This is a genomic window from Rossellomorea sp. NS-SX7 (assembly GCF_052828565.1).
On record NZ_CM128249.1, the window covers coordinates 1648111 to 1662186 of the forward strand.

Here is a 14076-nt window from a genome sequence, read left to right on the forward strand (position 1 = left end):
CTTGGTCCTTTTGTTTCGTTTTTTCGTAAAGAAAAGGGTTTCTTGTCGAACGAATCAAATATGTTTAGAGTACCGAAACATAAAGGAGGAATACATATGAAGAACAAATGGATTAAAGGAACAGTATCAGGGGTTTTGATGGCATCAGGAATCGCGTTGACTGTACCAACCTCGCCAGTTTCAGCAGATGGACCAGAATACAATGGGAATGAAACGATTAAGAATGAACGCTTACACAGTTATGAAGAAATGGTGAAGCTGCTTGAACGCCTTGACGCAAAGTCAGAAGCGCTGTCACTTGAAGTATACGGACAATCCGTGAAAGAACGTGACTTATACCTTGCAAAATTCGGCACAGACGAGAACAATCCGACAATCCTATATTTAACCCAGCAGCATGGGAATGAAGCACTCACGACAGAAGGGGCTCTAAAATTCATTCAACATCTTACTTCTAATTCAAAAGAAGTAAAAGACATGCTGGACAATGTGAACATCTTGGTGGCTCCTCGTTTAAATGTCGATGGGGCAGAGGGTGACGTGAACTTTTCACTAGAGGATTATGCAGCAGGCACGCATACCCGATACAATGCAAATGAAGTGGATTTAAACCGGGACCATGTGGATCGTAAACAGCCGGAAACACAGGCACTCCACAAAAATGTTCTACAGAAATACAATCCTGATTACATGATCGACCTTCATCACCAGGGTGCGGAGACCACACTTGGAGACACAGATGAACTGGTTTCCGGTTCGATTTTATATCCAACGAACGAAGAGGTAGACCCTCAAATCGTTGAAAAGTCCAAGCAGCTTGGAGCAGTATTATATAATACAGTAGAAGATAGAGGATTCGGGACACTCTCAAAATATATCGGTGGAACTGCTCAAACCATTTCGAGAAATGGGCTGGCAGCCGAGTATGGAATTGCTACGCTGCTTTTTGAAATGAGAGGTATGGCGGATCATTACAGGGAGGATTATGTCCTTGGTCAAAAGAGTAACGGATACTTGATCAAGCAAGCGGTCATCGGAATGGAAGCAACGGCGAAAGCCATTGCTGACGGCTCGATTAACGATGCGGATACTTCATTCTGGGATACTCTACCTGAGAGTTCCCATAATCATGGTGAACATGAATAGACGTTATTGAGAAAGTGAAAGTGCGATCCCTTACTATTGGGATCGCACTTTTTTATTGATCGATGAATCTGGCATATTCATTTGCGGCAATGAGTGCGCCCTTACTGTTTAGATGGATTCCGTCAAGAGTATATCTCAATCCCCTTTTGGCTGAGAGTTGATCAATTTTACTGTGATTCTTATAGAATAGGGCGTCTTTCATAATACTGAGTACATTGGTATTGATAAAGTCGCTGCTAGCACCGACAGAAAGGTGTTCCTTGAATGCTTCATACATATTGAGACAGTCAACGTTCTTGTGTTTGCTTGTAATAAACTGAATGAGAAATGATAGTTCCTGTAATTCCTTGTTGGTTTCATTATCGGCTTGTTCCCCGATCAATGCAGGGGTAACGGCGATTACCCGTTTGGAATGAAAGGATAAAAGGGATAAGTGTTTTTCATAGTACTCCCTGAATTCTTCGTGATCGCTGACTGGTGGTTGGGCTTTAACTATTAATAGTTTGGAATAGACATCATTAACACCGATCCATAAAAAAGAGAGGTCATAGCTTGAGGTTAGCGGTTCCTTTGAAAATCGTACATCCAAGCTTTTGATCGTTTCACCTGGTTTACCTTGATTAACAAATTCATGCTGGGGATATCTTTCTTTCAACAGCTTAACAAAGGACACACCAGGTCTGCCTTCCGTCAAACTATCTCCAAACAAACCTATTCTCATAAAAAAGCCCCCTTTCTTGTATTATACAATATTTTCCTTGTTGTCTGATGAAAATCTTGACTCCATTTGGCAAAATGAGTGATGCTGGACTTTAAATAAGTGAAGGACGGTAAATTGAAGGATCTCAATCATATGAGCTAATGGTTAAGAAATCATGGTAAACTATTAATAAATTCAGAATAGGAGGTCGGAACATGTACGAGAATTTTGAAGTGACGATTACACCTCTCAAGAGAAGGAGGCGTGTTCGTGTTTACTTACCAGATACATATCATGAAGATGAGAGAAAACATTATCCCGTCCTCTATATGCATGACGGACAGAACCTTTATAAGGATGAAGATGCAGGGTACGGGATGGCTTGGAGAATCGGGGATTATCTTGATAAAAGTGATTTCGACTTGATTGTAGTGGGGATCGACTGTAATGAAGGATTAAAAAGACTGGATGAGTATGGACCATGGGAAAGCACGGCTATGACTGATGTATTTTCTTCTGACCGCCAGTCAATCGGTGGAGAAGGAAAGGATTATATCGAATATATTGTTCACGAGTTAAAGCCGATGATTGATAAGAAGTACCGGACAATACCAGATGAAACAAGTATGGCGGGGAGTTCGATGGGTGGGCTTATTTCTACGTATGCAGCATGCATGTATCCCGATGTTTTTAAAAGGGTAGCTTCTATCTCATCCGCATATTGGTTCAATCAGAAAGAGATCGAAGACCTGATAAAAGAGAGTGATTTATCAAGTATTGAGCGGTTTTACTTGGATATTGGAACGAAAGAAAATACGGAAAGCATTGATGATCTGACTTACATACATTCAAGCAGGGATATTTATGCTTTGCTTCATGAAAAAGTGCAGGATTGCCGATTTGAGGTTGTGGAAGGTGCTGTCCATAACGAGGTGGCATGGAGAGAACGGGTTCCGATGATAGTTGATTACTTATTAAAAGGATGAAAAAAGCTTGAGGGCAGCCCCAAGCTTTTTTCTATTTCACGATCATGACGGGACATTTTGCCCGTTTAGCTACTTTATGGCTGACGCTTCCCAAAACCATTTCCTGAAAAGTATTGAGGCCGCGGCTTCCGATAACGAGCGCATCATATGTATCCTTGTTTGCAAATTCAACTATTGAAGGACCGGGTTCTCCGTGTAAAATGATCGTTTCGTATTTTACTTCAGCATGTTTCGCTTTTTGTTCAATCAATTGAAGTTTATATTTTCTTTTGTCTGAGGCATCTCTCCCCCAGTGCTTAAGAACATCATCTTTTGATTGCTTGGCATCAATCACATAAACAATATCAATTTCTGCACCCTTTTGTAATGAAGCAAGTGCAATGGCTTTATCAGCGGCCCTGATTGAATGCTCAGAACCGTCGGTGGCAAGCAATATTTTTTTGAACATAGAACCCCCCCCTTGATGAACCGAACTTTCTGAATATATTCTATTTTACACCTTTTTTCACATAAAAAAATGTATCTTTTTTTACATTTTTAAAATATGAAGAAAACGAAAGAAAAACGTAAAAATTACGAGATAATCATTTGTGGTTTCGCTTACATTGGCGGTTCACAAATGGATATATCCATTATATAATGTGCCTTGTGTAAAACGGCCCCGACTTTCATGAGAGTTGAAAGTCAAGACAAAAAAATAAAAGAGGTGCATTATGAATTTATCTTCAAAAATAAAATATGAGTGGTTTGGAAACATCCGCGGGGACATCCTTGCAGGGATGGTCGTTGCCATGGCTTTGATTCCAGAAGCGATTGCATTTTCGATCATAGCCGGCGTGGATCCGATGGTCGGATTGTACGCCTCATTCTGTATTGCAGTTGTCATTGCGTTTGTCGGCGGGCGTCCTGGAATGATTTCAGCTGCGACTGGAGCAACAGCTCTATTAATGACAACTTTAGTGGCTGAGCACGGGTTAAAATATCTGCTTGCCGCCACTATCCTGACAGGTGTGATTCAAATACTCATGGGTGTCCTTAAATTAGGCCGCTTAATGAAATTTGTTCCACGTTCTGTCATGATTGGATTCGTTAACGCGTTGGCAATCTTGATTTTCACAGCACAATTGCCTCATTTTGTCGGAGAAGAATGGATGATGTACGTGATGGTGGCTGCGGCACTGGCCATTATTTACATTCTCCCACGTTTTACGAAAGCAGTTCCTTCCCCGCTGGTTGCAATCATTGCGGTGACGATTTTTTCTGTTATGGCAGGCACGGGAGTAAGGACAGTGGGGGATATGGGTGAATTGACACAAACACTGCCTGTATTCTTGATTCCGGATATTCCATTTACCTTCGAGACGCTTCAAATCATCTTCCCTTATTCATTATCGATTGCAATTGTAGGGTTGGTTGAGTCTTTACTGACTGCTTCCATTGTAGATGATATGACGGACACGACAAGTGATAAGAATAAAGAAGCGAAGGGGCAGGGAATGGCCAACATCGTATCTGGTTTCTTCGGCGGTATGGCAGGATGTGCCATGATCGGACAATCAGTCATCAATGTTAAATCCGGCGGCCGGGGCAGACTATCTGCTTTTGTGGCAGGTACATTCTTGATGATCCTGATTCTCCTGCTGAATGATTTCCTCGTGCAGATTCCGATGGCAGCCCTGGTAGGGGTCATGATCATGGTATCGATTGGAACATTTGATTGGGGATCTGTCATGAATCTTCACAAAACGCCAATCACAGATACCATTGTCATGCTTGCTACTGTCATTACAGTGTTATTCACTCATGATTTATCAAAAGGAGTACTGGTAGGAATCATTCTAAGTGCCATTTTCTTTGCTTCCAAGATTTCAAAAGTGAAGATTACGACAATGGCATCCGAGCAAACCCATAAGAAAGTATACCGGGTGTCAGGACAACTTTTCTTTGCATCCGTTACAGATTTCGTTGAGAGCTTTGATTTCACGGAAGATGTGAAGGAAGTGACGTTGGATCTTACAAATGCACATTTATGGGATGATTCAGCCATAGGGGCGATTGATAAAATCGTGTTGAAATATCACCAGAACGGTGTAAAGGTCAACTTATCAGGCCTTAATGAAGAAAGTAATAAATTGATGGATAAACTGGCCGTTCACAATAAGCCGGGTGGACTTGACAAGGTTGTAAACCATTAATATGTATAAAACCAGCAGAGAAGAATCTCTGCTGGTTTTTTTAATATGATTAATTGATTCCGACTGCATCAAAGGAAAGGTTCACTGCATTCACCTCTGCCGAACCGCTTCCATAGAGGTCCGCTGCCGCCTGTACTGCTGCCGCTCTTGCCTGACTGAAAGTAGAGGAAGAAGTGAGGTATACAGTATTCATGCGATAATAGATGTCACCAAGCTTCTCACGTCCGATGCCCGGTACGGTGACACCGTAGAACGTACCGCCTTCACTTAATAGATAAGCTTGCTTGTTGATGATTCCAGAGTTGATGTGAACGCCGCCGTTATCCTGAGTTCCAGTGTAACGGACGGAGTAATGGTCAGGGTCACCGTATTTGCTCGGGTCGCTCATGGATCTGAGGGCATCCCCGCTTGTACCAGGAGTGTAAATGTCTTCACCGATTTCAAAATCAGGATTTGAACCTTTTTCAAATTCTACAAGTGTTCCAAAGATATCGGAAATCGCTTCGTTCAATGCACCAGATTCGTTCTGATAAACGAGGTCGGAGGTGAAGTTGGTAACGGCATGTGTGAGCTCATGCGCGACAACATCGATTCCGCCTGAAAGCGGTGCGAATGTGGTTCCGTCCCCATCACCATAAACCATCTGTGAACCGTTCCAGAATGCATTGTTATAACCGCTGCTGTAATGGACGGAAGAAACAAGTTCCGCTCCATTGTTGTCATAGGAATTCCGATTATAGTTTTCTTTGTAGAAATCATATGTTTGTCCCGCGAAGTAGTGAGCATCAACCGCTGCTGCATCATAAGAATCGTTGAACACATTATCACTGTCTGCCCACAGCGATCCCGGCAGGAAGAACTGAGGGAAGAAGGTCATGTTATCCATGTCGTATGTATAAACTCCTCCTCCACGGGTATTGTCCTGCAGATAATAAGTGCTTCCTGAAAGTGTAGTATTCAGCTGTTTCGTTCCGCCAAGTACACCTGTGCCTGTACCGACTTGATTCGTCCCGCTGACTTCGTGCATATCATTGTATTTATTGAGGATTTCCCCGGTTTTTGTATCGATGAAATAGTTCCAGTTCCCCGGCTCGGGGTATAGGAAATTCAAGTTGATGAAGTATGCGTATCTGGCAGAATCACCATCTGTATAAATAACAAGCTCTGGATTTGCTTCCTTTTCGAGTTTTGGATCGATTCCTAGATCCTTTTTAGCGATTATTAGTGCTTTATTTGCATTCACCTTTTTACTTGCCTTCAAGCTTTTCTTATCCAGATCGGCAGCCACTGCGCCTGAGAAGGCTTTGATGACCCCATCTTCATTCACAACAGCCGATTGAGTGGAGCCCCAGACCGGCACACCTTTGAACATTTGCTGAAAGCGGACGACGGTGTAGCCGAGCTCATCTTTTTCCACAGATAAAACCTCGAACTGTTCTTTTGCACCTTTATCCGTTAACTTGAATGTATGTTTGTTCTTTTCTAAATAAGAAAGAACGATGGATTCTGCTTTTTCATTGGAAGGGGCGGACAGGACTCCTGAAACAAATTCTGGCGTACCTGCTTTTTCATTCCATTGGACATTTGCTTGAGGCTGTGCAGCAGCACTTCCTGTTGCAAGCATTCCCGTTATCAAACCCACCGACAAACCAACACCTGCTAATTTTCTCTTTTTCACATGATCTCCTCCTGTTTTCTATTTCTAAAAATTCTGTCAATAAAATGTTAACATTCTATCATATCTTTTGGTATTGAGAAAAACAGGGACTATTTTAGTAGAAAAAGTAGAGTGTTTTTATGATGATTCAGGAAAATTTTCATGTGATAGACGGTTAAATGGATGAAGAATTGTTTTTATGTCAAAATTGGATAATTATGTTATTGTGGTAGAAGATCAATAACAATAAAAAGAGGTGTGTGAATTGACGGATGATTTTTATTGTGAAGAAGTCTTGAGTGGAAAGACTACAGTGAAAAAAGTGTATGAAACGGAAAATACACTGGCATATTATCATACGAAGCCTTATTACAAGCTGCATATTGTAGCGATCCCTAAGAAGCACATTCCTTCCTTAACTGAAATAAGGGAAGAAGATCATCATGTATTCGTGGAATTGATGGATACTGTCAGAAAGGTGGCAGATGATGTAGAAAAGGAATATGAGGCATGCAGAGTGATAACGAATCTCGGAAAATACCAGGATTCCAAACATCTTCATTTTCATATTGTTTCTGGAGAAGTCATTAAATAAAAAAAACCTCTGTTCCGGTTAGGAACAGAGGTTTTTTTGGATAGATTAGTATCTTACAGCATCATAAGAGTTGATGCGGCCATGCTCGAAGTAGGAACCAGTGCCGCTAATCGGATCCGCAGTTTGTTCGATCGCCTGGCGGATTTGAACATTGTTACGTCCCTGTGATGCAAGAAGTCCGGCAAGACCAGCCACATGAGGGGAGGCCATTGATGTACCTGACATGTATGCGTACCCGTTATTAGGGACTGTCGCAGCAATGTCTACACCCGGTGCTGTTACATCGACCCATGTTCCGTAATTAGAGAAAGAAGCTTTACGGTCATAACTGTCTACAGCACCAACTGCGATGACATTAGAATAAGAAGCAGGTTCAAATGTAGTGGATACTCCGTCGTTTCCTGCAGCAGCAATAACCACACTGCCTTTGTTCCATGCATAGTTAACTGCATTTTCCAATGTCGTGGTAGAGCAATCACAACCTAAAGAAAGGTTGATGACTTCTGCACCTTGGTCTGCGGCATAACGGATACCATCAGCGATATCTGCTAATGAACCGCTTCCGTTTGCATCCAGCACACGAACGGCAAGGATTTTAGTATTAGGGGCCATGCCTGCGATACCTGTGCTGTTATTCGTTTCAGCTGCAGCTGTACCGGCAACGTGAGTACCATGTCCATTAAGATCCATTGGGTAATAATCATTATCTACGAAGTCATAGCCGCGGATCGTTTTACCGTCCAGGTCAGGGTGGTTATAATCTACGCCTGTATCAAGAACGGCGATTTCCTGTCCGCTGCTGCCGCGGGTATAATCCCATGCGTAATTAGTGTAGGTATTTTGAGGACCGTATTGGTAGCCTTGATAGTACGTATCATTTGGTGTCCATGTTCCGGCGAGCTTGTAATTAGGCTCTGCGTATTCAACATTCGGGTTGTTGTTCAAAGCTTTAACAACTGCTTCAACATTACCAACCTTGAGAACTTTGAAAGGAGATTCAACTGCATCTGTATCCTCGACCTCAGAGACCTTCAGACTTTTAAGCACATTTCCTTTTGCTGAAGTCGAAGCAGAATCCTTAAACTTTACAATCACTTCACCGTTAACATATTCATTTTGTTCAAGGCTTTTATTTACGGATGTATTTTTTGTTGCGGTGTCCAAAGAGGTGGAATCCTTCGCAAAAGCACTCCCGCCAAAGCTTGGGAAGATCGCGAGTGATGCAGCTAATGATAAAGCGGCTATTTTCTTAAACTTCATAAATGTATTCCTCCATTTTCTTTTTTTAGAGTGTTCCGATTTCACAACGACAAATGAATGTGCTTGCCTTACGTTTTCTCCTTTCCATATAAGTTTGGAGATGCTGTTGAAGAAGTGTCCTGGTATGTAGTGCATCTCGCTAAATAGGATTCTAGCAAACTATAAAAAAATACAAAATACCTGCAACGTTAAGCGTTTTGGTTATAAAAGGAAATTTAAATACCAAAAATTAAAAAATTCACTCAATTCATGAAAAGTTTCCTTAAAACGGCAATTATTGCACCGTTTCGTATAGGAAATCAGTCACGCCTTTTCTCAACCTGATCGATTAAATTTTTTTCTATGAAAGAAAGATTCATAAGTTTATATGGAGAATGATGACAATTAAGTGGTAAAATGACAACTATGAAGAGGGGGAGAGGCAATGCGCACAATTGTCATTTCAGGAGGAGGAAATGAACAACAGACAGAGGCGATTGATCGTCATTTTGTTTCCTTACTGAATCCCGCCATTCCTCTTTTATATATCCCGGTGGCAATGGATTCGCCTTCAGTTTCATACGAAGAGTGCTACGAGTGGATATTGGGGGTCTTCAGTCCTCTTGGAGTGGATCATATTGAAATGTGGACAGATTTAGAAAATAAGAGTCTGGCAGATCTTATGGGCTTTTCGGCTGTCTATATTGGCGGAGGGAATACATTTCATCTGTTAAAAACACTGAATGATACACATTTTTCAAGGGTGATAACTGATTATCTGGAGAATGGCGGGACTGTTTATGGAGGAAGTGCCGGGGGAATTGTTTTAGGCAGTCATATCATGACCTGTGCGATCAATGATGCAAATAAGGATCATTTAGAAGATTATGAAGGTCTGGGCTTCATAGGACGCTATGCCGTGCTATGTCACTATGAAAAAGAGCAGCAATCATTCATAACGTCATTTATTCATGCGTTTCAACGTCCTGTCATCGCACTGACAGAGGAGACCGGGTTATGTATACAGGGGTGTGATGTGAAAGTGATTGGAAATAAAAACGCAGTCGTTTTTGACGAAAGGGAAAGTTATGAGGTTGAAAGCGGTGCTTTGATTAAGGGAACGAAAAGACATTGATGAATAAACCTGAAGTTGAATTTGTAGATTATAATCCCCGGTGGCCAGCACAATTTGAAATGGAGCAAAAAAAAATCCTTGAAGCTGCAGGTGAATGGGTCATAGCTGTAGAGCACATTGGCAGTACGTCCGTGACCGGATTAGCTTCCAAGCCAATTATTGATATTCTGGCAGGGGTCCGGCAAATGGAAGATGCAGAAGAATTAATAAAGCCTCTCAAGTTGATTGATTATGAATGTGTTCCCAAACCACAATGGGAAGACAGAAGATTTTTCAGAAAGGGTTTATGGGGCAAAGGATCCCATCATATTCATGTGTGTGTGGCTGGCGGTGATGAATGGAAAGCAAAAATAGGTTTCAGAGACCTTCTCAGAGCATCCAATCATTACAAGGAAGAGTATGCTTCATTAAAAAAGAGGCTCGCACTGCAACATAAACATGATCGGTCACTCTATACAAAAATGAAAGAACCATTTATCCTGAAGGCACTAGAAATAGCAAATAGGCATCAACGTTAAGATAGGTGATAGAAATGAATTTAAAACTACTGGTCATTCCCGCGGTCGGTATTCTGATCATGCTGGGTATGTTTGTGAGAAATGATTCCCGCACATTACATATTGAAGAAAGCGATTTACCTGTCAACAGAACATTGGCAATCGACATTTCCAAACGATACCTTGCCGGCTGGTGGAAACCATCAAAGAAGCTTGATGAAACACCATACGCAGCGAAAGATGTGTATCAAATGAGTGATGAAGTAATCGTTGAGCTTATCGATGAAAGAGATTCTTCATCGTGTGAAGGATATGAAATCATCATTAATAAAAACACCGGAAGCGTTAATAGCAAAGAAGACATCAATTATTGCAGGTAGACGTTTTTCTTATGGAAGGTTGGTTGATGGATACATAATGAATAACATATTATTTTTCTTTAGCTGTCTGTGCGCTTTTTTTGGCGTTGCGGTTTTGTTCCTTACTGGAATTCTTAATGCAGTCATGCCTATGGTGGGCAAGGCAGTGTTCCAGGCAGCTATGTCAGGAAGTTATTCTCCGGATGACTATGTAATGGATGTGACATTCATCAATTCGTCAGCAGTCTTTTTGATTGGAGCAGGCGGATATAGTGCATATTTAATATATAAAAAGGGAATGTTGGAGAAGTAAACAAAGAGTAGAAAAGGGGCAAATGAATTGAATGCCATTCAGGATTTCTGCAAGGAATTATTTTTTGATGTACTTGCAGCAATAAAAGGATTTCTATATGGTGTAATCGTTGTTGGATTGACAATTGGAATGATCGGTGTCATGATTTATCTCTTTTTATATTTGAAAAACGTGATATTGTCATGAGGTCAATATGATTCAGTTTCCAACACAAAGGTCCGCGGCTCACTGTTTTAAAGCACTGAGCCACGGACCATTATGATTTATTTTCGTGAAAGTTCGATAATGAACGAATGAATGGCTGCATCCTTGCATTCAGAGAGGCCGCGTTTGTTCATAGCCGAAATTCGTATTAGTATGGGAAGAATTCAAGAAGACATCCATTATATTATACTAGCAATAATGTATTCTATTAGAAAAAAGACGGAATGAAGATGGGGGAGTTATGATGAATTACATATTGATTGATGTGCCAAGCAGTATAGAAACAGAGAGGCTGCTATTAAGGATGCCGATGCCGGGCGACGGCAACGTAATCAATGAAGCGATAAAAGCGTCACATAGTGATTTGAAGCCATGGCTGGGCTTTGCTCAAACGTTGCCTTCAGTGGAAGAAACCGAATCCAATACACGTGAAGCACATGCGAATTTCATAGCCCGCAAAGCTCTCAGGTATCTCGTATTTTGCAAAGAAACCAACGAATTCATCGGATCAACAGGCTTTCATAATATCGATTGGGATGTACCAAAGTTCGAAATCGGCTATTGGATTGATTCCAGAAAGAGCGGTAAAGGATATATGAGAGAAGCTGTAAACAGACTCACAGAACTTGCACTGACAGATTTAAATGGAAAGAGAGTCGAGATCCGTTGTGAAAGTGAAAATGTAAGAAGCAGAATGATTCCGGAAAAGCTTGGATATGAACTGGAAGGTATTTTGAAGAATGAAGATCTGTCAGTTGATGGGAAACGAGTAACGGATACTTGTATCTATGGAATGGTCAGATAAAATGCAGGGTTGATAGCGATTGCTAGCAATTGGTTAGCTATATGATGTGCAGTGCTATCACAAGGAAATGAATGAACCCGCTGCATCTACTGCAGCGGGTTTAAGGTGTTTGTTACATCATCGATTGTTATGTGCATTATTCCATTCAGATGCAAGCATGCTGTATGTAACAATGTCCTCATAATGATCATATAACCACTGTCCATCACGAGTAACCCCTTCTTTTATAAAGCCCAGGCGTTCTGGGATTGCAATGCTCCTCCCATTCTTGACAGAGCATTGAATTTCCACCCGATTTAGTTTCATTTCAGTAAAGAGGTAGTTTAATAGAGCTGAAATGACCGTAGTTATGATTCCTTTTCCTTGTGCATGCTGAGATAAAAAGTAACCGATACTGGTTGATTTCGTCTTCCAATCGATGTAATGCAGTCCAATCATGCCAACTAATTCACCTTTATAACGTATTCCTGCATCAAATCCATTATTATCAGCATAATTACGGATCCATATTGGGATGATGGGTTCAAAATCTGCGGGAGATTGACGTTTATCCACCCATTGAAGCCACCTCCGCAAGTGCTCCCTATTTGTATCGATTAACTCAAACAACTCCTCTTTATGGTGCTGTTGAAATAATTCTATCGAGATGTCCTTATTGACTGTGAATGAAAACATTGACCTCGCCCCTTTGTGAAATTTAGAAAATTATACCATAATTAAAGGGTAAAAAGTTAACATGTTTTTAGGAGATTACTATTAAAAACGATTCCCTTTCATCCACATTGCAATACCCTGTTCATTACTACGGGGGATCTGCTCCAACTGCTGAATCACCCGCTCTCGTCGGTCTACCGAGTGATTTTGACTTAGTTTCGCTTTTCCTTCTATTTTTGTGATGTTCAGTTTGAAGCCTTGAATCCCTTTATTCAAACCTGACATATACTGAGGATCGACATCTTCCAATTTGTAGGGACTGTCAGGTGCTTCATATTTCATAACCAAATCGTGCAGGGAGTTCTTTACCTCTTCTTCATCGTCCACAAGCTCGATTTCCCCGTATACATGTACAGTCACATAATTCCAGGTGGGGACGGCTTGATTCGTCTCGTACCATGAAGGGGAGATGTAACAATGGGGACCTTGGAAAATGGCGAGAACGGTCTGGCTGCCGATTTCTTTCCACTGAGGATTCGGACGGGCGAAATGTCCGTATAAACAGGTGTTGTCCTTGTTTAAAAGCAGTGGTAAGTGTGTGGCAACAGGCATCCCGTTGTGCTGGGAAATGAGTGTCGCAAAGCCGTGCTCCTTAATGATGTCATGGATGATCGATTCGTCTGTGATTTTAAAATGATGCGGGATGTACATGGTGGTGCTCCTTTCGAGTGATCTATGTCATACACATTCGGCGGGAAAGGGGGGAAACCCTTTTTTATGTTGAAAGAGGGGATCACTTTAATCGTACAAAAAAACCGGCTTCCGCCGGTTTTCTCTCTGCCTATTTTGAAGCATTCATCGCTTCCCATTCTTCTTTACTCGGACCATAGACGCCAGGGACTCTCAAATCAGCCTGTCTCATCAGGACTGTCAATTGTCCGCGGTGATGGGCCTGATGCTGGATGAGGAGGCGGAATACAGCCTGAATCGGCATGTCCATCCCGAATAAATTCACCATTTCGTTCATCTTTTCATCCGAGACCTGCCCCGACACGGCTTCTGTCAGACGCTGACTTACTAGTTTGTACGTCTCGCTGATTTCTGTAGCTGAAGCCGGTGCCTCTTTTCGAAGATCCGGAACCTCGAACGTGATGCCGACTTGAGACGGGAAGTAATAAGCGGCTCCCGTGACGTGCCAGGCGACACTTCCAATGCTGTACAATCCCGGAGCAGCCTCTTGATTTAACGACTCATCCGTCAGAGCGCCCAGCACCTTTTGTGTGACCGCTGCTTCCTGTTTCCATTCCTGTAAGAAATCATTGACTGTTGTGAACATAGTAATCCCTCCCATTATTTGAAAAACGGACTTTCTGCTTCATTGTATCACGGCGGGTTTGCGCGGGGCTTGTTTGAAGGACTGGGTTTGAGAAGATTTTGGTATAGACCCATTAATCACTGGGTCAGTTCGACCATGTGCCGTGCAGTTCGATTATATCGAAAATAGTTTGATAATATGGAAGGGTGTTCGATAATAAAGGTAAGAGACTGAGTCATACATTTACATATTCGTGCAATTTTTTATGTGATTTAT

General features: G+C 41.7%; 17 protein-coding genes. 10 read left to right on the top strand and 7 right to left on the bottom strand.

Annotation, left to right across the window (positions count from 1 at the left end):
* Positions 1-96 precede the first annotated feature (96 nt).
* Positions 97-1146 carry a M14 family metallopeptidase gene (locus ACUXV2_RS08005; RefSeq protein ID WP_446246483.1) on the top strand — a complete coding sequence of 350 codons (1050 nt, stop codon included), beginning with the start codon at positions 97-99 and terminating at the stop codon, positions 1144-1146.
* Between the two features lie 52 nt (positions 1147-1198).
* Here the strand turns inward: ACUXV2_RS08005 and ACUXV2_RS08010 are convergent, their stop codons facing one another.
* Entirely contained in the window at positions 1199-1867 is a 669-nt protein-coding gene (locus ACUXV2_RS08010) for an SGNH/GDSL hydrolase family protein (protein WP_446246484.1), read from the bottom strand.
* A 194-nt stretch (positions 1868-2061) separates the two neighbouring features.
* Between ACUXV2_RS08010 and ACUXV2_RS08015 the strand changes: the two genes are divergently transcribed.
* Positions 2062-2832: an alpha/beta hydrolase gene (locus tag ACUXV2_RS08015; RefSeq protein ID WP_446246485.1), complete on the top strand. Its 771-nt coding sequence runs from the start codon at positions 2062-2064 to the stop codon at positions 2830-2832.
* Positions 2833-2863: 31 nt separating this feature from the next.
* On the opposite strand, the gene ACUXV2_RS08020 is transcribed toward ACUXV2_RS08015, so the two are convergent.
* Complete coding sequence (locus ACUXV2_RS08020) at positions 2864-3280, bottom strand: universal stress protein (protein ID WP_446246486.1); 417 nt, start codon at positions 3278-3280, stop codon at positions 2864-2866.
* A 265-nt stretch (positions 3281-3545) separates the two neighbouring features.
* On the opposite strand from ACUXV2_RS08020, the gene ACUXV2_RS08025 reads away from it, so the two are divergent.
* Entirely contained in the window at positions 3546-5027 is a 1482-nt protein-coding gene (locus ACUXV2_RS08025; protein WP_446246487.1) for a SulP family inorganic anion transporter, read from the top strand.
* A 49-nt stretch (positions 5028-5076) separates the two neighbouring features.
* Here ACUXV2_RS08025 and ACUXV2_RS08030 read toward each other — a convergent pair whose 3' ends face one another.
* Complete coding sequence (locus ACUXV2_RS08030) at positions 5077-6705, bottom strand: M4 family metallopeptidase (protein ID WP_446246488.1); 1629 nt, start codon at positions 6703-6705, stop codon at positions 5077-5079.
* A 244-nt stretch (positions 6706-6949) separates the two neighbouring features.
* Here ACUXV2_RS08030 and ACUXV2_RS08035 point away from each other — a divergent pair, with 244 nt between their 5' ends.
* Positions 6950-7279: an HIT domain-containing protein gene (locus ACUXV2_RS08035; RefSeq protein ID WP_446246489.1), complete on the top strand. Its 330-nt coding sequence runs from the start codon at positions 6950-6952 to the stop codon at positions 7277-7279.
* A 45-nt stretch (positions 7280-7324) separates the two neighbouring features.
* Here ACUXV2_RS08035 and ACUXV2_RS08040 read toward each other — a convergent pair whose 3' ends face one another.
* Positions 7325-8539 (bottom strand): S8 family peptidase, encoded by a 1215-nt coding sequence (locus tag ACUXV2_RS08040; RefSeq protein ID WP_446246490.1) that lies wholly within the window; start codon positions 8537-8539, stop codon positions 7325-7327.
* A gap of 424 nt (positions 8540-8963) precedes the next feature.
* Here ACUXV2_RS08040 and ACUXV2_RS08045 point away from each other — a divergent pair, with 424 nt between their 5' ends.
* From ACUXV2_RS08045 to ACUXV2_RS08070, 6 genes are all read left to right on the top strand, one after another.
* On the top strand, positions 8964-9653 hold the full coding sequence (locus ACUXV2_RS08045) for a Type 1 glutamine amidotransferase-like domain-containing protein (protein ID WP_446246491.1): 690 nt from the start codon (positions 8964-8966) through the stop codon (positions 9651-9653).
* Complete coding sequence (locus tag ACUXV2_RS08050; protein WP_446246492.1) at positions 9653-10171, top strand: GrpB family protein; 519 nt, start codon at positions 9653-9655, stop codon at positions 10169-10171. The genes ACUXV2_RS08045 and ACUXV2_RS08050 overlap by 1 nt, the downstream gene beginning before the upstream one ends.
* Positions 10172-10185: 14 nt before the next feature.
* Positions 10186-10530, top strand: a complete 345-nt coding sequence (locus tag ACUXV2_RS08055; RefSeq protein WP_446246493.1) for a hypothetical protein — start codon at positions 10186-10188, stop codon at positions 10528-10530.
* A gap of 37 nt (positions 10531-10567) precedes the next feature.
* The gene (locus ACUXV2_RS08060; RefSeq protein ID WP_446246494.1) at positions 10568-10822 is read left to right on the top strand and encodes a hypothetical protein; all 255 of its coding nucleotides are present in this window, start codon (positions 10568-10570) and stop codon (positions 10820-10822) included.
* A 27-nt stretch (positions 10823-10849) separates the two neighbouring features.
* Positions 10850-11008, top strand: a complete 159-nt coding sequence (locus ACUXV2_RS08065; protein ID WP_446246495.1) for a hypothetical protein — start codon at positions 10850-10852, stop codon at positions 11006-11008.
* Positions 11009-11270: 262 nt separating this feature from the next.
* Positions 11271-11831 (top strand): GNAT family N-acetyltransferase, encoded by a 561-nt coding sequence (locus ACUXV2_RS08070; protein ID WP_446246496.1) that lies wholly within the window; start codon positions 11271-11273, stop codon positions 11829-11831.
* A gap of 117 nt (positions 11832-11948) precedes the next feature.
* On the opposite strand, the gene ACUXV2_RS08075 is transcribed toward ACUXV2_RS08070, so the two are convergent.
* The 3 genes from ACUXV2_RS08075 to ACUXV2_RS08085 form a co-directional block, all read right to left on the bottom strand.
* Positions 11949-12506 carry a GNAT family N-acetyltransferase gene (locus ACUXV2_RS08075; RefSeq protein ID WP_446246497.1) on the bottom strand — a complete coding sequence of 186 codons (558 nt, stop codon included), beginning with the start codon at positions 12504-12506 and terminating at the stop codon, positions 11949-11951.
* A gap of 81 nt (positions 12507-12587) precedes the next feature.
* Complete coding sequence (locus ACUXV2_RS08080) at positions 12588-13196, bottom strand: FMN-binding negative transcriptional regulator (protein ID WP_446246498.1); 609 nt, start codon at positions 13194-13196, stop codon at positions 12588-12590.
* Between the two features lie 130 nt (positions 13197-13326).
* Positions 13327-13821 (bottom strand): DinB family protein, encoded by a 495-nt coding sequence (locus tag ACUXV2_RS08085; protein ID WP_446246499.1) that lies wholly within the window; start codon positions 13819-13821, stop codon positions 13327-13329.
* Between the last annotated feature and the right edge of the window lie 255 nt (positions 13822-14076).

Bases quoted from the DNA above. Each gene is read 5' to 3' on its own strand.
- ACUXV2_RS08005 (WP_446246483.1), top strand. From the start codon at position 97: ATGAAGAACAAATGGATTAAAGGAACAGTATCAGGGGTTTTGATGGCA.
- ACUXV2_RS08010 (WP_446246484.1), bottom strand. From the start codon at position 1,867: ATGAGAATAGGTTTGTTTGGAGATAGTTTGACGGAAGGCAGACCTGGT.
- ACUXV2_RS08015 (WP_446246485.1), top strand. From the start codon at position 2,062: ATGTACGAGAATTTTGAAGTGACGATTACACCTCTCAAGAGAAGGAGG.
- ACUXV2_RS08020 (WP_446246486.1), bottom strand. From the start codon at position 3,280: ATGTTCAAAAAAATATTGCTTGCCACCGACGGTTCTGAGCATTCAATC.
- ACUXV2_RS08025 (WP_446246487.1), top strand. From the start codon at position 3,546: ATGAATTTATCTTCAAAAATAAAATATGAGTGGTTTGGAAACATCCGC.
- ACUXV2_RS08040 (WP_446246490.1), bottom strand. From the start codon at position 8,539: ATGAAGTTTAAGAAAATAGCCGCTTTATCATTAGCTGCATCACTCGCG.
- ACUXV2_RS08045 (WP_446246491.1), top strand. From the start codon at position 8,964: ATGCGCACAATTGTCATTTCAGGAGGAGGAAATGAACAACAGACAGAG.
- ACUXV2_RS08050 (WP_446246492.1), top strand. From the start codon at position 9,653: ATGAATAAACCTGAAGTTGAATTTGTAGATTATAATCCCCGGTGGCCA.
- ACUXV2_RS08055 (WP_446246493.1), top strand. From the start codon at position 10,186: ATGAATTTAAAACTACTGGTCATTCCCGCGGTCGGTATTCTGATCATG.
- ACUXV2_RS08060 (WP_446246494.1), top strand. From the start codon at position 10,568: ATGAATAACATATTATTTTTCTTTAGCTGTCTGTGCGCTTTTTTTGGC.
- ACUXV2_RS08070 (WP_446246496.1), top strand. From the start codon at position 11,271: ATGAATTACATATTGATTGATGTGCCAAGCAGTATAGAAACAGAGAGG.
- ACUXV2_RS08075 (WP_446246497.1), bottom strand. From the start codon at position 12,506: ATGTTTTCATTCACAGTCAATAAGGACATCTCGATAGAATTATTTCAA.
- ACUXV2_RS08080 (WP_446246498.1), bottom strand. From the start codon at position 13,196: ATGTACATCCCGCATCATTTTAAAATCACAGACGAATCGATCATCCAT.
- ACUXV2_RS08085 (WP_446246499.1), bottom strand. From the start codon at position 13,821: ATGTTCACAACAGTCAATGATTTCTTACAGGAATGGAAACAGGAAGCA.